Source organism: Sphingobium sp. LMA1-1-1.1 (assembly GCF_040676365.1).
GTDB lineage: Bacteria > Pseudomonadota > Alphaproteobacteria > Sphingomonadales > Sphingomonadaceae > Sphingobium.
This window is the reverse complement of the sequence record NZ_JBEGHS010000001.1, coordinates 484018-501658: the sequence shown is the minus strand read 5'-3', so window position 1 is coordinate 501658 and position 17641 is coordinate 484018. Positions and strand designations below refer to the sequence as shown.

At 63.5% G+C, this 17641-nt stretch carries 16 protein-coding genes, 1 tRNA gene and 1 pseudogene; 6 read left to right on the top strand and 12 right to left on the bottom strand.

The features are described 5' to 3' along the window. The first annotated feature begins 51 nt into the window (after positions 1-51). Complete coding sequence (locus tag MRBLMA1_RS02455; protein ID WP_363734810.1) at positions 52-1506, top strand: AMP nucleosidase; 1455 nt, start codon at positions 52-54, stop codon at positions 1504-1506. A 17-nt stretch (positions 1507-1523) separates the two neighbouring features. On the opposite strand, the gene MRBLMA1_RS02450 is transcribed toward MRBLMA1_RS02455, so the two are convergent. The 5 genes from MRBLMA1_RS02450 to MRBLMA1_RS02430 all read right to left on the bottom strand — a co-directional run bounded on the left by MRBLMA1_RS02450 (position 1524) and on the right by MRBLMA1_RS02430 (position 6629). Beyond that, the gene (locus MRBLMA1_RS02450; protein ID WP_363734809.1) at positions 1524-2285 is read right to left on the bottom strand and encodes an alpha/beta fold hydrolase; all 762 of its coding nucleotides are present in this window, start codon (positions 2283-2285) and stop codon (positions 1524-1526) included. Between the two features lie 4 nt (positions 2286-2289). After that, entirely contained in the window at positions 2290-2991 is a 702-nt protein-coding gene (locus tag MRBLMA1_RS02445) for a DUF2238 domain-containing protein (protein ID WP_363734808.1), read from the bottom strand. An 8-nt stretch (positions 2992-2999) separates the two neighbouring features. Next, positions 3000-4025, bottom strand: a complete 1026-nt coding sequence (locus MRBLMA1_RS02440) for an aspartate-semialdehyde dehydrogenase (RefSeq protein ID WP_133652022.1) — start codon at positions 4023-4025, stop codon at positions 3000-3002. Between the two features lie 162 nt (positions 4026-4187). Continuing rightward, complete coding sequence (locus tag MRBLMA1_RS02435) at positions 4188-6425, bottom strand: S9 family peptidase (RefSeq protein WP_363734807.1); 2238 nt, start codon at positions 6423-6425, stop codon at positions 4188-4190. Between the two features lie 129 nt (positions 6426-6554). Further along, positions 6555-6629: transfer RNA gene (locus tag MRBLMA1_RS02430), tRNA-Val, on the bottom strand. Between the two features lie 134 nt (positions 6630-6763). On the opposite strand from MRBLMA1_RS02430, the gene MRBLMA1_RS02425 reads away from it, so the two are divergent. Further along, positions 6764-6892 carry an entericidin A/B family lipoprotein gene (locus MRBLMA1_RS02425; protein WP_007685859.1) on the top strand — a complete coding sequence of 43 codons (129 nt, stop codon included), beginning with the start codon at positions 6764-6766 and terminating at the stop codon, positions 6890-6892. Between the two features lie 35 nt (positions 6893-6927). On the opposite strand, the gene MRBLMA1_RS02420 is transcribed toward MRBLMA1_RS02425, so the two are convergent. After that, positions 6928-7116 (bottom strand): hypothetical protein, encoded by a 189-nt coding sequence (locus MRBLMA1_RS02420; RefSeq protein WP_363734806.1) that lies wholly within the window; start codon positions 7114-7116, stop codon positions 6928-6930. A 171-nt stretch (positions 7117-7287) separates the two neighbouring features. Here MRBLMA1_RS02420 and hslV point away from each other — a divergent pair, with 171 nt between their 5' ends. Both hslV and hslU read left to right on the top strand, forming a co-directional pair. Continuing rightward, the gene (gene hslV / locus MRBLMA1_RS02415; RefSeq protein ID WP_414714615.1) at positions 7288-7866 is read left to right on the top strand and encodes an ATP-dependent protease subunit HslV; all 579 of its coding nucleotides are present in this window, start codon (positions 7288-7290) and stop codon (positions 7864-7866) included. A gap of 120 nt (positions 7867-7986) precedes the next feature. Then, the gene (hslU, locus tag MRBLMA1_RS02410; protein ID WP_363735382.1) at positions 7987-9288 is read left to right on the top strand and encodes an ATP-dependent protease ATPase subunit HslU; all 1302 of its coding nucleotides are present in this window, start codon (positions 7987-7989) and stop codon (positions 9286-9288) included. A 125-nt stretch (positions 9289-9413) separates the two neighbouring features. Here hslU and proS read toward each other — a convergent pair whose 3' ends face one another. The 3 genes from proS to phaR form a co-directional block, all read right to left on the bottom strand. Next, positions 9414-10940: a proline--tRNA ligase gene (proS, locus tag MRBLMA1_RS02405; protein WP_363734804.1), complete on the bottom strand. Its 1527-nt coding sequence runs from the start codon at positions 10938-10940 to the stop codon at positions 9414-9416. Positions 10941-11063: 123 nt separating this feature from the next. Then, the gene (locus tag MRBLMA1_RS02400) at positions 11064-11405 is read right to left on the bottom strand and encodes a hypothetical protein (RefSeq protein ID WP_363734803.1); all 342 of its coding nucleotides are present in this window, start codon (positions 11403-11405) and stop codon (positions 11064-11066) included. 4 nt (positions 11406-11409) lie between these two features. Beyond that, positions 11410-11997 carry a polyhydroxyalkanoate synthesis repressor PhaR gene (phaR, locus tag MRBLMA1_RS02395; protein ID WP_363734802.1) on the bottom strand — a complete coding sequence of 196 codons (588 nt, stop codon included), beginning with the start codon at positions 11995-11997 and terminating at the stop codon, positions 11410-11412. Here phaR and MRBLMA1_RS02390 point away from each other — a divergent pair. After that, positions 11996-13084: an alpha/beta hydrolase gene (locus tag MRBLMA1_RS02390; RefSeq protein WP_363734801.1), complete on the top strand. Its 1089-nt coding sequence runs from the start codon at positions 11996-11998 to the stop codon at positions 13082-13084. The genes phaR and MRBLMA1_RS02390 overlap by 2 nt on opposite strands. A 50-nt stretch (positions 13085-13134) precedes the next feature. Further along, entirely contained in the window at positions 13135-14310 is a 1176-nt protein-coding gene (locus MRBLMA1_RS02385; RefSeq protein ID WP_363734800.1) for an acetyl-CoA C-acetyltransferase, read from the top strand. 61 nt (positions 14311-14371) lie between these two features. On the opposite strand, the gene alr is transcribed toward MRBLMA1_RS02385, so the two are convergent. From alr to MRBLMA1_RS02370, 3 genes and pseudogenes are all read right to left on the bottom strand, one after another. After that, entirely contained in the window at positions 14372-15418 is a 1047-nt protein-coding gene (alr, locus tag MRBLMA1_RS02380; protein ID WP_363735381.1) for an alanine racemase, read from the bottom strand. Between the two features lie 40 nt (positions 15419-15458). Further along, positions 15459-17052: pseudogene (locus tag MRBLMA1_RS02375) on the bottom strand (MFS transporter). Positions 17053-17167: 115 nt separating this feature from the next. Next, the gene (locus MRBLMA1_RS02370) at positions 17168-17539 is read right to left on the bottom strand and encodes a tRNA-binding protein (protein WP_133652031.1); all 372 of its coding nucleotides are present in this window, start codon (positions 17537-17539) and stop codon (positions 17168-17170) included. Between the last annotated feature and the right edge of the window lie 102 nt (positions 17540-17641).

Here is a 17641-nt window from a genome sequence, read left to right as displayed (position 1 = left end):
TGATCGGGCGCGCATCTTTCTTCGGTCACATTAGTGCGTTACCAAGGTTCGATGACAAAAAGCATCGGCAGTGCGATCGTCGCTGAGCTCGACGAAATCTATCGGAATTCCATCGAAAATCTCCGCCAGGCCATGCGTGCCTACGCCAGCGACGGCAGCGTTCCGGTTCCCGAAGCCCGGACGGATGGACGTTTCTGCTATCCGGAATTGCGGATCACCCATCATGGCGAGTCGGACGCGCCGCCCCCCGGCCGTTCCTTCGCGCGGCTGTCCAGGCCTGGCCGCTATGTGACGACCGTCACCCGTCCCGCCATGTTCGGCGATTATCTGGCCGAACAGATCGACCTTCTCGTCCGCGATTATGGCGTGACGGTCGAAACCGGGATCAGCGAGCAGCAGATTCCCTTTCCCTATGTTCTGGACGGCCTGGACATGAGCGCGCTGGACGGCACGCCGCCGACCGAACTCGCACGCCACTTCCCGGCCACCGAACTGGCGGAAATCGGGGATGAGATCGCCGACGGCCTGTTCATGCAGGACAGCGCGGGCGAAAGGCCGCTTGCCCTGTTCGATGGACTGCGCACGGATTTCTCGCTGGCGCGGCTCAAACATTATACCGGCACGCCGGCAGAGCATGTGCAGCGCTACATCCTGTTCACCAACTATCATCGCTATGTGGACGAATTCGTGGCCTGGGCCTGTGCCGAATTGCAGCGGGAGGGAAACCGCTACACCGCGCTGTCCGGGGCAGGCGGAGTCTATGTGACGCCGGAAACCGCCGATCCCGCCCGGATGATCGCGGACAGCGCATGGCGCCGGCACCAGATGCCCGCCTATCACCTGATCGCGCCCGATCGCAGCGGGATCACGCTGGTCAATATCGGCGTCGGCCCTTCCAATGCAAAGACCATCTGCGATCATCTGGCCGTGGTGCGCCCGGAAGCCTGGCTGATGATCGGCCATTGCGGCGGCCTGCGCCCCAGCCAGCGGATCGGCGACTATGTGCTGGCGCACGCCTATCTGCGCGATGATCATGTGCTGGATGAGATGCTGCCGCCGGAAATCCCTGTTCCCGCCATTGCGGAGGTCCAGGTGGCGCTGGCGAAGGCGGCCGAAGCCGTGCTGGGCGGTGACGACCGGGAGGATTTCAAGCGCCGCCTGCGCACGGGCACGGTCGTCACGACCGACGACCGCAACTGGGAACTGCGCTACTCCAGTTCGGCGCTGCGCTTCAGCCTGTCGCGTGCGGTCGGCATCGACATGGAGTCGGCGACGATCGCCGCGCAGGGCTATCGGTTTCGGGTGCCCTATGGAACGCTGCTCTGCGTTTCCGACAAGCCGATCCATGGCGAACTGAAATTGCCGGGGCAGGCCAACCGCTTCTATGAGGAAGCCATTGCGGGCCATTTGCGGGTAGGCCTGATGACCTGCGAACTGCTGCGGCAGGAGGGGCCGAAGCTGCACAGCCGCAAGCTGCGCGCCTTCAACGAGCCGCCCTTTCGGTAAGCACCGGCTCCTGCGCTTCAGGCCGTCAGGAAATCCACCATCGCCTGTCCCAGTTCCTTCCGGGTCACCGCATTCATGTGGTTCCCCGGAACCTCGACATAGCGCCCGTTGGGCAGCAGTTTCGCCAGTTCCTGCGCGACGCCATTGTCTCGGTCGTCGGCCCCGCAAATCACCTCGACGGGCTGCTGGAACCCGGCGATGACCTCCCTCGGCGTATCGACGAAGGTGTTGAGGATGTTCAGCATCGCGACCGGATCGCCCTTGGTGGTCTTGAGGAAGGCCTCCGTCATCCATTCCGACGTGCCGCGCTCAAAGCTACCCAGATTGGTCAGGACGTTGCGATAATAGCCGCCATTGTCCAGCGTCTGGACCAGGCCGCGCAGCCCCATGCCGGCCAGGATCACCTTGCGCGGCGTCGCCCCTCGCGCCAGCATCCGCACCGTCGTCCGGGCGCCCAGCGAATAGCCGCCCAGATCATAGTCGGTCAGCCCGAGCTGCTCGATCAGCGCCAGCCCGTCCTCCGTCAATGCGTCCGGCGGATAGGCGGCGGGATCATGCGGCTTGCCGCTTTCGCCATGGCCGCGCAGGTCGGGCATGATGAGGCGAAAGCCCGCTTCCACCAGCTTCGCGGCATGGCCATAGCGTATCCAGTTGGTGTAGGCATTGGAGAAATAGCCGTGGATAAGCACCAGGTCACGGCCCGCCCCCACCATGTGCACGGCAAGGGGAAGCCCACCCAGGCCTTTGATTTCCAACTTTTCGACGGGCAGGTCGGACACAGGGCTACTCCTTGGATGAATGCGGGTCCGGGGATGAATGCGGGTCCGGCGATATGGCCTCGCCCCACCCTTGTCGAGTGGCGCAAAGCCAGAGAAGCGCCAACGCGCTGCCGACCTGCGCGGCTCCCATGTCCTTCTGCGGATCCCATATGTCGCCTTGCTGGCCATTATACCAGTCCGCGGTCTGCCCGGCAGCGAACACGCTCAGCAACCATTCGAAAATCTCGTATACGGCGCTTACCAATCCGACGAAGGCAAAGGCGAAGGCCAGGCTCCAACCCGGCCGCATCGCGCCATGACGCCGCGCCAGCTCCGCGAAAGGCGCGGTCAGCAGGGCGCCGAATGCGAAATGGACCAGCCGGTCATAACCGTTGCGCGCCAACCCGAATGTGTCTGAAACATCATGCCCGCTGATCGCCCGCGCCCAGGCATCATAGGGCACATAGGAATAGATATAGCGTCCGCCCAGCGTGTGCAGCAGCAGGAACAGCAGGACGCATCCCGCCGACCCGTTCGACAGGGGCCAGCGATGCAGCAGCCATGGCGCGGCGAGAGCCAGCAACATGGTCGGGCCATGCTGGAGCGGCGCGAGTTCGGGATAGGGCTGGTCGACATTCGCGGCCAGAATGGCCGCGACCAGCATCATGATCATCCGGCGCTGCTGGACTGGAACGGATTTCCAGACCCCCACAGCGCCGGAGATCATCGGGCGCCTCAGCCCTTCTTCAGGTGCCGGCGGCCCAGCAGTTCCGCAATCTGCACCGCGTTGAGCGCGGCGCCCTTGCGCAGATTGTCGCTGACGCACCAGAGGTTCAGACCGTTTTCGATGGTCGAATCCTCGCGCACGCGGCTGATGAAGGTTGCATAGTCGCCCACGCATTCGACAGGGGTGACGTAACCGCCATCCTCGCGCTTGTCGACGAGCATCACGCCGGGCGCCTCGCGCAGGATGTCCTGCGCTTCCTTGGCCGAGATTTCCTTCTCGAACTCGATGTTCAGCGCCTCGCTATGGCCGACGAACACGGGCACGCGCACGCAGGTCGCCGTGACCTTCACCTTGGGATCAAGGATCTTCTTCGTCTCCGCGACCATCTTCCATTCTTCCTTGGTCGAACCATCGTCCAGGAAGACGTCGATGTGCGGGATCACGTTGAAGGCGATCTGCTTGGTGAACTTCTTCGGCTCGGCCGGATCGCCCACGAAGATGTTGCGCGACTGTTCGAACAGTTCGTCCATGCCCGCCTTGCCCGCGCCGGAAACCGACTGGTAGGTGGCGACGACCACGCGCTTGATCGTCGCGGCGTCATGCAGGGGCTTCAATGCCACGACCATCTGCGCGGTCGAGCAGTTGGGGTTCGCGATGATGTTCTTACGCTTATAGCCGTCGATCGCATCCGGATTCACCTCGGGCACGATCAGCGGCACGTCCGGGTCCATGCGGTAGAGCGACGAATTGTCGATCACCACGCATCCTGCGGCCGCCGCCTTGGGCGCATATTCGGCCGTCGGGCCGGAACCCGCGGCGAACAGGGCGATATCCCAGCCGGTGAAATCGAAATGCTCGATATTCTTGCATTTGAGCGTCTTGCCGGTGTCACCGAAATCAATTTCGGCGCCCTGCGACCGGGGCGAGGCTACCGCCGCGATCTCGTCAATCGGGAACTCGCGCTCGGCGAGAATGGTCAGCATCTCGCGGCCCACATTTCCGGTGGCTCCCACGACGACGACCTTGTAACCCATGACTTGACACTCCACTCGATGCTTGCATTGCGGAGTGCGCGCCATAGCGGCATTGCACCATTTGTCCAGTGACAAGCCGTTTATTGCGTCAAAGCCGGGCTTCTTGGCACTACGCATCCTATTGAGGTTCCGTGCTCCTGCGAAGGCAGGAACAGGAAACAGTTATTTGCCAGGCGTTTCCGGCCCCACCCCATGCCGCGCGAGAAAATTCTCGATCGTCCGCCACAGATGGACGCTGATCCCCGGCCCGCCCACACGATGTGTCTGGCCCGGATAGACCATCATCTCGAACGGCACGGCCGCCCCCTGCATCCTGGCCATCAAGGCGGTCGAATTGTCGAACACCACATTATCGTCCGACATGCCGTGGATCAGCAACAGTGGATCGCTGATCTTGACCGCCTCCTCCACCGCGCCGGAGCCGGGATAGGCGCTGGGCTTCTCCTGCGGCTGGCCGAGATAGCGCTCGGTATAATGGGTGTCGTACAGCTCCCATTTCGTGACCGGCGCGCCCGCCACCGCCGCCGAGAAGACCCCAGGCGCCTTTTCCAGCAGCTTGAGCGACATATAGCCGCCATAGGACCAGCCATAGGTCGCGATCCGCCTGGGATCGACATAGGGCTGGCTCTTGAGCCAGTTCACGCCCGCAAGCTGGTCCTCCACCTCGACCGTTCCCATGGCGTGGTAGATCTGGTCCTCGAACGCCTTGCCGCGGTCGGGCGTGCCGCGATTGTCCAGAACGAAGACGATCCAGCCCTGGTCCACCAGATATTGGTAGATGGGCGAACCCCAGGAATTGGTGACCTGCCGCCCGGTGCCAGGCCCGCCATAATGCAGCATGAAGACCGGATAGCGCTTTCCGGCCTCCAGGGGCGGCGTCATGATCCGGGTGTAGAGCGTCGATCCGTCGGCAGCCCTGATGGTCCCGAATTTCGTCTTCACATGGCTGGCAAGATAGGGCGCATAGGGATGGTCGCCCTTGATCGCATTCTCCGACAGCCATTGCAGCCTCTTGCCCGAATTATCGGCGAGATAGACCTGGCGCGGTTGATCGGTATTGCTTCGGGAAACCACGATCCGGCTGGCCGCGCCATCCATCACGGCGTCGTTCCACCACCCGGCCGAGGTCAATTGCCGCAACGGCCCAGCCTTGGCGATCGGCGCGGCATAGAGCTGCTGTTCCAGCGGCGTCTCTCTGTTGCCGGTGAAATAGACGGTGCCCCCGCCCCCCTTCGCGCCCTCATCCACGCTCACCACGTCGCGCACCTCCCAATTGCCGCTGGTGAGCGCCGTCCACTGGCTGCCCCGCACATGGTAGAGATGCCCGTGGCCGGTCTTTTCCGACCACCACAGGAAGCTGCCGTCCCGCAGCGGCGTGAAATTGTTGCTGAGGTTGATCCAGTTCTTCGCCCTTTCGGTCAGGATCATCCGCGCCTTTCCCGTCGCCGGATCGACCGCCAGCAGGTCCAGCGTCTTCTGGTCCCGGCTCTCGCGCTGGACGTAAAGCGTCTTGCCGTCCTTCGACCAATCGACGCGGGCGAGATAAATGTCCTTTTCCGCGCCGAGATCGACCTTCACCGGCGTGCCGCCCTCCGGCTTCATCACATAGAGGTCGACCAATGCATTGGGCGTTCCGGCTGCCGGATAGCGCTGCTCATATACTTTGGTGCCCTCGCCGCCGATGGCGGTACGGGTGACCACGCCGACGGGCCCTTCATCCACGCGCGCGACCGCGATCAGCCTGTCGTCCGGCGACCACCAATAGCCTGTGCGCCGGTCCATTTCCTCCTGCGCAACGAACTCGGCCACGCCCCAGCTTACCGTGCCGCTGGCGCCCTGCGTCAACTGCCTTTCCGTCCCGCCCATCGGCTGGACGAAGAAATCGCCGCCACGCACGAAGGAGACATAGCCGCCCTTTGGACTGACCACCGCGTTCAACTCGCCATCCGGCGTGTCGGTGAGCCGGGTCACCTTCCCGTCCAGCGCCGCCAGATAGAGGTCCCCGTCGACCGGCACGAGGATGGACTTGCCGTCCGGCGACCAGTCATAGCTGACGATGCCGGTGCTGCCCGCAACGGAGCGATCCCGCTCCCGCTGCATCTTCTCCGCCTCCGAAAGCTCCGCGCCGCTGCCGGTCTTCCTGGAATCGACCAGCATCCGCTCCGCACCCGTGGAGCTGTCCACCGCCCAGAGATCAAGCCGCTCCTTTTCATCGGGCCGGGGTTTCAACAGCGTCACCAGCCTGCCGTCAGGGGACAGCTTCAGCGCTCTGGGCTGTGGACCGGACAAGTCGGGACTGGCAAACACCCGCTCCAGCGTCAGCTTTTCCTGCGCCTGGGCGGATATCACGGAGAGCAGCAGCACGCCGACAGCCGCACCGCATTTCAGATATGGCGACATTTTCATCCCTTGCTTGAGCCGCGACGAAGCAGCAGCACATGGGCGCGAAATTAGCGTCAAGCGGATGAAAAGATCAATGTTGGGAAATAATATTTCCTGGAAAAACCATGACCGCTCCCAGGCAGGTCATGGTGGGCGCGACAGGGATTGAACCTGTGACCCCACCCGTGTGAAGGGTGTGCTCTACCGCTGAGCTACGCGCCCCCTTTCAAGGAGGAGGCGGCCATTGGCATCCACCGCGCCGCCTGTCAAGCAGTGCAACAAGCAATTTTCCGAAAATGGACTTATTCACGCCATCCGCGTTATAGTCGATACGCTTTCAAAAGGAGTGCATGTTCATGCGTCAAACCGTCGCCCTCGTCATTGCCGGGCTGCTTCTTACCTCGCTGGCCGCTTGCAACACCGTCAAGGGTGCGGGTCGCGACATCGAATCCGTCGGTCGCGCCGGGGAAAAAGCCATTAATTGATCGGGCAACCGGCTCGTTTACCGAAGCCGGCCCATTTACTGGAGGATGCGGCTGGCGACGGCCGCATCCTTCTCCAGCCGGACGCCGTCGCATTCCGGCTCACCGCAGTCGCAGGCCGCGATGGTGTAGCGCACGCCGCACATCACCAGCACATCCTGATCGAAGGAATAGTTGGATATTCCCGCCCGCTCGACCTTTTCCTGCGCTCTGGCCCGGAGGGTCATGGTCTTGCCTCTCTGCAACATGGCTGAATGATTGTTGCTGCGTTGCACAATGTCAATTGCGCCAGGTTGGTTCCTGAACGAATTGAAATAAATCTGTCCAGAAAATGACACGATTCAGCGCTTGTGCAGGCGATGCTTGCGCGTCGTCGCCATCGCTCCCATATGCCGGCCATGAACGACCAACGCTCCCAATCCATGCCGGTCTGGCATGGCACGACGATCATGTCGGTACGCAAGAACGGAAAGGTGATCGTGGCCGGCGACGGCCAGGTTTCCATGGGCCAGACGGTGATGAAGCCCAATGCCCGCAAGGTCCGTCGTCTTCACGACGGCTCGGTGATCGGCGGGTTCGCCGGTGCCACGGCGGACGCCTTCACCCTGTTCGAGCGGCTAGAGGCCAAGCTGGAGCGTCACAACGGACAGTTGATGCGCGCCGCCGTCGAACTGGCGAAGGATTGGCGAACCGACAAATATCTCCGCAACCTGGAGGCGATGATGATCGTCGCTGACAAGGACGTGACGCTGATCCTGACGGGCAATGGCGATGTGCTGGAACCGGTGTCCCATCCCAAGGGCACCGTGGCAGCCATCGGTTCGGGCGGCAATTTCGCTCTCGCGGCAGCGCGTGCGCTGGTGGAATATGAGGAAGACGCCGAAACACTTGCGCGCAAGGCGATGCAGGTGGCGGCGGAAATCTGCGTCTACACCAACGACCAGCTTGTGGTCGAAGAACTGGCATCTGCCACATAATGGCGCGCCTCCCGCGGGCAAGACGAGCCTCCAGCCTGTCCCGAACCGCTGCACGCGATTGCTGAGGCAGTCGCCCCCACCCCCGGCCCCTCCCGCATGCGGAAGGGGAGTGAGATGAAGATGAACGACAATCTGACCCCCAAAGCCATTGTTTCCGCCCTCGACGCGCATATCATCGGCCAGGCCGACGCCAAGCGCGCCGTTGCGGTCGCGCTGCGCAACCGTTGGCGTCGCCAGCGCCTTCCCGCCGACCTGCGCGAAGAGGTGACGCCCAAGAACATCCTGATGATCGGGCCCACCGGCTGCGGCAAGACAGAGATCAGCCGGCGCCTCGCCAAGCTCGCCGACGCGCCCTTCGTCAAGGTGGAGGCCACCAAGTTCACCGAAGTGGGCTATGTCGGCCGCGACGTCGAACAGATCGTGCGCGACCTGGTCGAGGAAGCCGTGCGTCTGGAAAAGGATCGCCGTCGCGAAGCGGTGCGCGAAGCCGCGTCCGAAGCCGCCATGTCCCGCCTGCTCGACGCGCTCACCGGCAAGGAAGCGAGCGAGGCCACGCGCCTCTCCTTCCGCCAGCGGATCGAGAACAACCAGATGAACGATGTCGAGGTCGAGGTGGAAGTCGCCGACAGCCCCTCCATGCCCATGGAAATCCCCGGCATGGGCGGCCAGATCGGCATGATCAACCTCAGCGACATGATGTCCAAGGCCTTCGGGCAGCAGCAGAAGAAGCGGCGCAAGCTGCGCGTGGTGGACGCCTGGGACAAGCTGGTCGAGGAGGAGCAGGACAAGCGCCTGGACCAGGACGATGTCGCCCGCGTCGCCATCACCAGCGCGGAGCAGAACGGCATCGTCTTCATCGACGAGATCGACAAGATCGCCGTCAGCGACGTGCGCGGCGGCTCCGTCAGCCGCGAGGGCGTGCAGCGTGATCTGCTCCCGCTGATCGAGGGCACGACGGTCTCGACCAAATATGGTCCGCTCAAGACCGACCATATATTGTTCATCGCCAGCGGCGCCTTCCATGTCGCAAAGCCCAGTGACCTGCTGCCGGAACTGCAGGGCCGCCTACCGATCCGGGTGGAGTTGAAGGGCCTGACCGAGGATGATTTCGTATCGATCCTGTCCGACACCAAGGCCAGCCTTGTTGCGCAATATCGCGCATTGCTGGCAACCGAAGGCGTCACCATCGACCTGACGCCCGACGGCATCCGCGCCGTGGCCAAAATCGCCGCCGAAGTGAACAGCGAGGTCGAGAATATCGGCGCCCGCCGCCTCCAGACGGTGATGGAAAAACTGCTGGAGGATGTGAGCTTCGACGCGGAGGACCGCCAGGGCGAAACGCTGCTGGTCGACGCCGCCTATGTGGAAAAGCAGTTGCGCGCGATCGCGCGCAACACCGACCTCAGCAAATATGTGCTGTAAGGGCGAACCTGCCCCTTACTGACACCATGTTCCTGCCTGCGCAGGAACATGGTGCATGTTATTCAGACGCCTCTGTCAATCACGTGAAGTCGGGACCGGTCCCGACTTCACCTACCGATTAAAAGTCAGTAGCTGCGCCCCACCAGCACCCGCTCCACCGCCTTCTCGCCGGTAAACACGCAAACGCCGTCGGCCGCTTCCGCATCAGAGGGAATATTGCGCAGCGTCAGCTTCTCGCCCTTCAACCACTCAACCACCTTGTCGAGCGCAGCCCCGGTCGGCTTGGCCCACTGCACCAGCGCCCAACCCGGCTTCCTGCTCGCCCCGAAATAGGCCTTGAGCCCATCGAGCGACGTCACCGACTTGTCGATATTCCCCAGCAGCCGCGCCTGCGCGTCCGCGAACAGCGTCTGCTGGATCTCCTCGATCATCCCGGCCACACTGCCCAGGAAATCATCCTTGGCCACGATCCGGCTATCGAGCTTCCCATCCTCACGATAGAGCCGATCACGCCGAATGACGGACACATTGCCACCCGCCATGTCACGCCCGCCGACCTCGATCACGATCGGCGCGCCCTTCTTGACCCAGCTCCAGCGCTTGTTCGCGGCCTTGGCGGGCCGCCGGTCCAGCAGCGCGCGCACCGGTTCGCGGAACACATCCTGCTTGTTGAGTTCCGTCACCAGATTGCTGCAATATTCCAGGATCGCCGCATCCTCGTCCGTATCGCGCAGCATGGGCACGACGACGATCTGATAGGGCGCCACCCGCGGTGGCACGCGCAGCCCGTCATCGTCGCCATGCACCATGATCAGCCCGCCGATCATCCGCGTGGAAACGCCCCAGCTTGTCGTCTGCGCCAGTTCCTGCTGCCCCTCGGCATTCTGGAACTTGATGTTCTGCGCCGATGAGAAGGTCGTGCCCAGGAAATGCGACGTTCCCGCCTGCAACGCCTTTCCGTCCTGCATCATCGCCTCGATGGAATAGGTCGCCACGGCACCGGGAAAGCGCTCATTTTCCGGCTTCTCGCCCGCAATCACGGGCAAGGCGACGCATTCTTCGGCAAAGCTGCGATAGACTTCCAGCATCTTGAGCGTCTCTTCCATCGCCTCATCGACGGTGGCATGCGCCGTATGCCCCTCCTGCCAGAGGAATTCGGCGGTGCGCAGGAACATGCGGGTGCGCATTTCCCAGCGGACGACATTGGCCCATTGGTTGATCAGCACCGGCAAATCGCGCCAGCTCTGCACCCAGCGGGAAAATGCCGCGCCGATCACCGTCTCCGAAGTCGGGCGAACCACCAGCGGCTCCTCCAGCCTGGCTTCGGGGTCCGGGATCATCTTCCCGTCCTTCTGGATCAGCCGGTGATGCGTGACGACCGCCATTTCCTTGGCAAAGCCGTCGACATGCTCCGCCTCCTTCTCGAAATAGGACAGCGGGATGAACAGCGGGAAATAGCAGTTTTCGTGGCCGGTCGCCTTGATGCGCTCGTCCAGCAGCTTCTGCATCCGTTCCCATATGCCATAACCCCATGGCCGGATGACCATGCACCCGCGCACGCCGCTTTCCTCGGCCATGTCGGCTTCGGAAATGACGGCCTGATACCAGGCGGCGAAATCCTGATCGCGGGTAACGGAAAGGGCGTGCTTCACGGGATCGACCTTAAATTCGAGTGGATGGCGCGCCATAGGCGAACCGCGCCGCCAATGTCGACCCCCAGAAGAGCAGGGCGACCCGCAGAAGAGGCGGACGTCAGGCGAGCAAGCAATGCCGGATCAGGCGCCCGCGCCCAATTGTTCCAGCCAGGCCTTCGCTTGTTTGGGTTCGCCGACGGCATCGGCAGCGGGCTTGCCCCGAGCAGCCAGAAATTCCCGGTGCAGTGCGAAGACGTCGAGGCTCAATTGGCTGCGAAGCCGGTCGATGTCGTCGGCCAGCTCTTCCAGGCGATCGATCGCCGGCTGGGCATTTGCCCGCGCCCAGCGATCGTCATTATGGCCGAACAAGCCCCAGCGGCCGCTTGCCGTCTCGCGGAGCGCCGCGATCAGCGCGTCACGATACTCCGCTTCCATTTCCTCGCGACGGACGTCCAGTCGCTCAAGTCTGTCGGCCTTTGCCAAGATCTCAACTCAGCTTGTCGATCTTCGCATTCAGCGCCGCCAGTTGCGCCTTGAGCTGGGCGATCTCGTCATCCTTGCTCTCATCGGCAGCCGTTGCCGGCGCAGGCGCCGTCATGCCCGGCATTCCGGGCATCCCCGGCATGCCGGTGCCAAAGGCGCTCGCCGCCGCTTCGAACATCTGCATGTTGCGCTTGGCGATCTCGGCCAGCGGGCCTCCTCCGAAGGCGCCCTTCATGGCTTCCTGAAATTGCTGCTGGTTCTTGCGGAACGCGTCCATCGACGCTTCCAGATATTGCGGCACCATGGACTGCATGGAATCGCCGTACATCGCGATCAACTGGCGCAGGAAGTTGACGGGCAGCATGTTCTTGCCCCTCTGCTCCTCCTCCATGATGATCTGCGTCAGGACATTATGCGTGATGTCCTCTCCGGTCTTCGCATCGACGACAACGAACTCGCGCCCCTCACGAGTCATCTGCGACAAAAGATCCAGCGTGATGTAGCTCGACGTTTCTGTGTTATAGAGCCGCCTGTTAGCGTACTTCTTGATAACGACCGGTTCGGATTCGTTCGCGGTCTTAGATTTGGCCATGGATACCTCTCCCACACCTGTATTTTCCGCAATAGCACAAGCGAATGCCGCGCCGCAACATGGACCGCGGCCCTTACCCCTTTTTCTCAATATTTTATGGCGCGAAACGGAGAGCGATGCCGAACTGCGCAAACGCGCTTTCCAGGGCTTGCGGAGATATCAGGAGGCTGACCGCCCTGCCCCGCCCGCTCCGGTCCCCGTCGTCGCCCGCGCGGGCAGCGCCAGGCTGCTTCGATATGGGACGGAAAACGGGCGCCATCCGGTGGTGTTCGTGCCTTCGCTGATCAACCCGCCGCAGGTGCTGGACCTCTCGGCCAGCCGCTCCATGCTGCGCCACATGGGTGCAGCAGGACATGATGCCTATCTGGTCGACTGGGGCACGCCGGCCGCGGACGATGGCGCGCTGGGCCTCGACCGGCACGTGACGGAGCGCCTGCTGCCGATGCTTGGCAGCCTGCAGCGGACACCGATCATCGTCGGATATTGCCTTGGCGGAAATCTGGCGATCGCGGCGGCGGCATTGCAACCGGCACGGGCGCTGGCGACGATCGCGGCCCCCTGGAATTTCGACGGCTTCCCGGCCGCCGACCTTCAGGAGATCGGGTCGCTCTGGCAGGGCTCCAGGCCGATGTGCGAGCGACTGGGCTATGTACCGATGGAGGTGCTGCAATCCGGCTTCTGGGCGATGGATCCTGGCCGGACGATTCGCAAATATGCCGCCTTCGCCGACATGGCGCCCCATTCTCATGAAGAACAGGCCTTTCTCGCGGTGGAGGACTGGGCCAATGGCGGCCCGCCGCTCAGCTTTGCTGCGGGTCGTGATCTTTTCGAGGGGTTCTACGCTGCGAATGCGAGCGGGCGGGGCGAATGGCATGTCGACGGACTGGCGATCGATCCCGGCCGGCTCTCCTGTCCCACGCTTTCGATCCGTTCCACAACCGACCGCATCGTCCCCGCCGCCGCCGCGCCACAGATGGCAGAGAACATAAGCTTGATGCTTGGCCATGTCGGCATGATCGTGGGCGGCGCGGCCCGGGCAATGCTGTGGGAGCCGTTGTCCCAATGGCTTTCCAGCCATGGCGGATGATGATATGTGCAGCCGCGAAAACATCACCCCCTGGAATTGAGGATCAGGCTTTGTCAGACATCGTCATCACCGCTGCCAAGCGTACCGCCGTCGGCAGCTTCATGGGCGCGTTCGGATCGACTCCTGCGCATGAACTGGGCCGCACCGCCATCGTCGCGGCACTTGCACAGGCCGGCGTCGCGCCGGAGGAAGTGGACGAAGTCATCCTGGGCCAGGTGCTGACCGCCGGCCAGGGCCAGAACCCCGCCCGTCAGGCCGCCGTCAACGCCGGCATCCCGGTCGAGCGGACCGCCATCGGCCTCAACCAGCTTTGCGGTTCGGGCCTGCGCGCCGTTGCCCTGGCGGCACAGGCGATCCGGGCGGGCGATGTGCGCATCATGGTCGCGGGCGGCCAGGAAAGCATGTCCCTCGCGCCGCACGCCCAATATCTGCGCGCCGGCGCGAAAATGGGACCGATCTCCTTCATCGACACGATGACGCATGACGGCCTGACCGACGCCTTCAACAATTATCATATGGGCATCACGGCCGAAAACCTGGCCGAAAAATATCAGATCAGCCGCGAAGCGCAGGACGCATTCGCCGTCAGCAGCCAGAACAAGGCGGAGGCCGCCCGCGCATCGGGCCGCTTCCGGGATGAGATTGCCGCAGTGACCGTCAAGGGACGCAAGGGTGACACCATCGTCGACGCCGACGAATATATCCGCGCCGGTGCCACGCTGGATGCGATGCAGGCCCTGCGCCCCGCATTCAAGAAGGACGGCACCGTCACCGCCGCCAATGCCAGCGGCATCAACGACGGCGCCGCCGCCCTCGTGCTGATGAGCGCCGACGAAGCGGCAAGGCGCAACGCGCCCGTCCTGGCGCGCATCGCCGGTTTCGCGACCTGCGGCGTCGATCCCTCGATCATGGGTATCGGCCCGGCCCCGGCAAGTCGCCAGGCGCTGGCCAAGGCTGGCTGGTCGCTCGCGGATCTCGACCTCATCGAAGCCAACGAGGCCTTCGCCGCGCAGGCGCTGGCCGTCGGCCAGGAACTGGGCTGGGATGCTGAAAAGGTCAATGTGAACGGCGGTGCGATCGCCATCGGCCATCCGATCGGCGCGTCCGGCGCCCGCGTCCTCACCACCCTGCTCTACGAGATGCAGAAGCGCGACGCGAAGAAGGGCCTTGCTACCCTCTGCATCGGCGGCGGCATGGGCGTCGCCATGTGCGTCGAACGGCCCTGAGCGAGTGATGGAATAATGGCTGGGCCGCCGATCCCCTTGCGGATCGGCGGCCCTTTTCATGTCAGCGCCAGATCCGATCGAAGCGCGCGCCAAGGCCGGTCAGCAACTCATATTGCGACAAGCCGGAAACCGCCGCCGCCTCCACCAGCGCATAATCGACGCCCAGCCAATCCCCCTCCGCAATGTCGGGCAATGCGGACACGTCGACAGCGGTCAAGTCCATCGACACCCGCCCCACCACCGGCAGGCTTTTGTCGCCCACGGTCATGGAACCCCGCCCGGAAAAACCGCGCAGATATCCGTCCGCATAGCCCAGGTTCACCACCGCGATCTCCATCTCCGCCGCTGCCCGATGGGTCGCATTATAGCCGATCGTATCGCCAGCCCGGACGCGGCGGCGTTGCAGCACCTGGGCCTCGGGAAAGACCACCTGCCTGATATGTCCGGCGGCCTCCTCGCGCGGCACTCCGCCATAGAGCGCTATTCCCGGCCGCGTCATATCAAAGGCATAGGCCGCGCCCAGGCAGATCCCCGCGCTGTTCGCCAGGCTGTAGCGCGCCGCCTTCACCTGGCTCCGCAGCGCTGAAAACCGTTCGAGCTGGTCCTGGCTGAGCGGCGTATCCTCGTCGGCGGAGGCCAGATGGCTGTGCAGCGTCACAATGTCCATCCGCGCAACTAGCGCTGACACATCACCCCGCCAATCCAGCCCCAGCCGGTTCATGCCCGTGTCGACCATGACGTCGCACGGCCCGCCGCCGGCCGCCCTCCATCGGGCAATCTGCCTCTCCGTGCACAGCACCGGCCTGGCGCGGGAGGCCAGCGCAACGGTCATGTCCTCCTCCCGCACGCCATGCAGCACGGAAAGGGACACGCCCTCGCCGGCCAACGGCTCCAGCACGGCCGCCTCGGCCCAGTTGGATACGAAGAAATCCCGGCACCCCACTTCCAGCAGGCGCCGCATGACCGCCGTGCTGCCCAGCCCATATCCATTGGCCTTGATCGCGGCCCCGCATGCCGCTGCGCCGCCCAGCCGCTTCAACCAGCGCCAATTGGCAAGCAGGGCGTCGCCATCCAGGCGCAGGCGCAGCGGTGCGGAAAAATCAGCCATCGCCTGTCCGATAGCGCTGCACGACGCCAGCGTCGAGGGATCAGGCATCCATCCGTGCCCCGCGCGTTTCCGGCAGGGCGATGATGCAGGTCAACAGCGCCGCCGCCACCACCGCCATCGTATACCACAGCCCGGCATAGGGATCCCCCGTCCGCGCCACGATATACTGGCTGACCAGCGGCAGGAACCCGCCGAAATAGCCGGTCCCGATATGATAGGGGATCGACAGCGAGCTATAGCGTATCCGCGCCGGAAAATATTCCGACAGCAACGCCGCCACCGGCCCATAGGTCGCCCCCGACAGCGTCCAGAGCAGCAACAGGGCCATGAAAAGCAGCATGGCGCGGGGCCAGTCCGGCGTCACGGGCGCGGAGGCATAGCCCGCGTCATGCAGCGCGGCATCCAGCCCTTGCGCGCTGATATCGGCGACACTCGCCGCACCGATGCTGACGGAGGATACCGCGGCCTCGCGCTTTTCATACGGGATGCCGCGCTTGGAAAAATGATCGAGCAACTTGCCGCAGGCGGTCGGCTGAACCTTGGCGAAGGGGTCGAAGCGGCAATCAGGCCCGCTCACGACCACCGGCGCGCGCTGCGCCGCCTGATAGAGGGCGGGATTGGCCATGCTGCCCATGAATTGATAAAGCGGCATCAGCAGCAGCAGGACCAGCGCATAGCCGATGACGATGGGCTTTTTCCGGCCCACCCGGTCGGACAGCCAGCCGAAGAAAATAAACGCCGCCACGCCCGCAAAAGCGCTGCCTCCAACGAGGAGCTGCGCCATGCCGGATGCGACATGCAGCCCGTTCTGAAGGAAATAGAGCGCCTGGAACATCACCGTATAGGCGATGACGGTAAAGCCCGCCGCGATCCCGATCATCGCCACCAGCATCCGCCGCTTGTTGCCGGGATAGGTGAAGGCTTCCTTCAGCGGGTTGCGGGATTGCGCGCCCCCCCGCCTTCATCGCCACGAACACCGGGCTTTCGCGCAGCATCAGCCGCATCCAGAGCGAAATCGCCAGCAACGCCAGCGAGAAGATGAAGGGCAGCCGCCATCCCCAATCGTCCCATACCGCCTTGCCGACGATCCATTGCGTGCCGATCACGACGATCAGGGAAAGGATGAAGCCGCCGATCACGCCGGCCTGGATGAAGCTGGTGTAAAAGCCGCGCCGGCGCGGGGGCGCATGTTCGGCGACATAGATGGCGGCGCCGCCATATTCGCCGCCAAGCGCCAGTCCCTGCGCAATGCGCAGCGTGATGAGGATGATCGGCGCGGCAATGCCGATGCTTGCGGCCGAAGGCGTCAGCCCGACCCCCGCCGTTGCTGCCCCCATCAGCATGATCGTCGCCAGGAAGGTATATTTCCGCCCCAGTCTGTCGCCCAGATAGCCGAACAACACGGCGCCCAGCGGCCTGAAGCCGAAGCCGACGGCGAACCCCGCGAGAGAATAGAGCAGTTCGACGGTCGGATTGTCGGTCGGGAAGAATGTCCTGCCGATGATCGGAGCCAACACGCCGTAGATGTAGAAATCATACCATTCGAATAATGTGCCGAGCGCCGACGCGGTGATTACCAGCCGGTCGCGCCTTGCGTCCATCACATAGTCAGCGTCGGCCGCATCGTCCCTCATTCCACCCCCGTTCGACTGCACGATTTCCCTGAGCCCGTTCTACCGCCGCACCGAACCCCTGCAAGCGCGATCGGCATCGGCAGCGCATCTGCCCCGGCCGGTTATGCCCTACCGATCAGAACAGGCGAGACCCGTTCGGCACCACCCGGTCGGGCGCGAACAGCATCACCGCTCCCGCCTCATCCGCGAAACCCAAAGTCAGCACCTCGGACATGAATTTCCCGATCTGCCGCGGCGGAAAATTGACGACCGCCGCGACCTGCCGGCCCGCCAGTTCCTCGACCGCATAATTTTCGGTGATCTGCGCGCTTGATTTCTTCAGCCCGATGGCAGCCCCGAAATCTATCAGCAGCTTGTAGGCGGGCTTGCGCGCCTCCGGATAAGCTTCTGCCGAAACGATGGTGCCGACGCGGATGTCCACCTTCAGGAAATCGTCGAAGCCGATGGGGTCGGCGGCGACCGCCCCGGAATCGTGGTTCACATGCATACGGTCATGCTAGAGCGATTTCCAAGCGATCGGAACCGATCGCTGGTTAAGAAATCGCGGAAAGCAAGAAATCCAGAGCGATTTCCATGCGATCGGAACCGA

Excerpts from the sequence above, each read along its gene's own strand:
- MRBLMA1_RS02455 (WP_363734810.1), top strand. The coding sequence starts at position 52 with ATGACAAAAAGCATCGGCAGTGCGATCGTCGCTGAGCTCGACGAAATC.
- MRBLMA1_RS02440 (WP_133652022.1), bottom strand. The coding sequence starts at position 4,025 with ATGGGTTACAAGGTCGTCGTCGTGGGAGCCACCGGAAATGTGGGCCGC.
- MRBLMA1_RS02390 (WP_363734801.1), top strand. The coding sequence starts at position 11,996 with ATGGATACCTCTCCCACACCTGTATTTTCCGCAATAGCACAAGCGAAT.
- hslV (WP_414714615.1), top strand. The coding sequence starts at position 7,288 with ATGAACGACCAACGCTCCCAATCCATGCCGGTCTGGCATGGCACGACG.
- MRBLMA1_RS02420 (WP_363734806.1), bottom strand. The coding sequence starts at position 7,116 with ATGACCCTCCGGGCCAGAGCGCAGGAAAAGGTCGAGCGGGCGGGAATA.
- phaR (WP_363734802.1), bottom strand. The coding sequence starts at position 11,997 with ATGGCCAAATCTAAGACCGCGAACGAATCCGAACCGGTCGTTATCAAG.
- MRBLMA1_RS02425 (WP_007685859.1), top strand. The coding sequence starts at position 6,764 with ATGCGTCAAACCGTCGCCCTCGTCATTGCCGGGCTGCTTCTTACCTCG.
- alr (WP_363735381.1), bottom strand. The coding sequence starts at position 15,418 with ATGGCTGATTTTTCCGCACCGCTGCGCCTGCGCCTGGATGGCGACGCC.
- MRBLMA1_RS02435 (WP_363734807.1), bottom strand. The coding sequence starts at position 6,425 with ATGTCGCCATATCTGAAATGCGGTGCGGCTGTCGGCGTGCTGCTGCTC.
- hslU (WP_363735382.1), top strand. The coding sequence starts at position 7,987 with ATGAACGACAATCTGACCCCCAAAGCCATTGTTTCCGCCCTCGACGCG.
- MRBLMA1_RS02445 (WP_363734808.1), bottom strand. The coding sequence starts at position 2,991 with ATGATCTCCGGCGCTGTGGGGGTCTGGAAATCCGTTCCAGTCCAGCAG.
- MRBLMA1_RS02370 (WP_133652031.1), bottom strand. The coding sequence starts at position 17,539 with ATGCATGTGAACCACGATTCCGGGGCGGTCGCCGCCGACCCCATCGGC.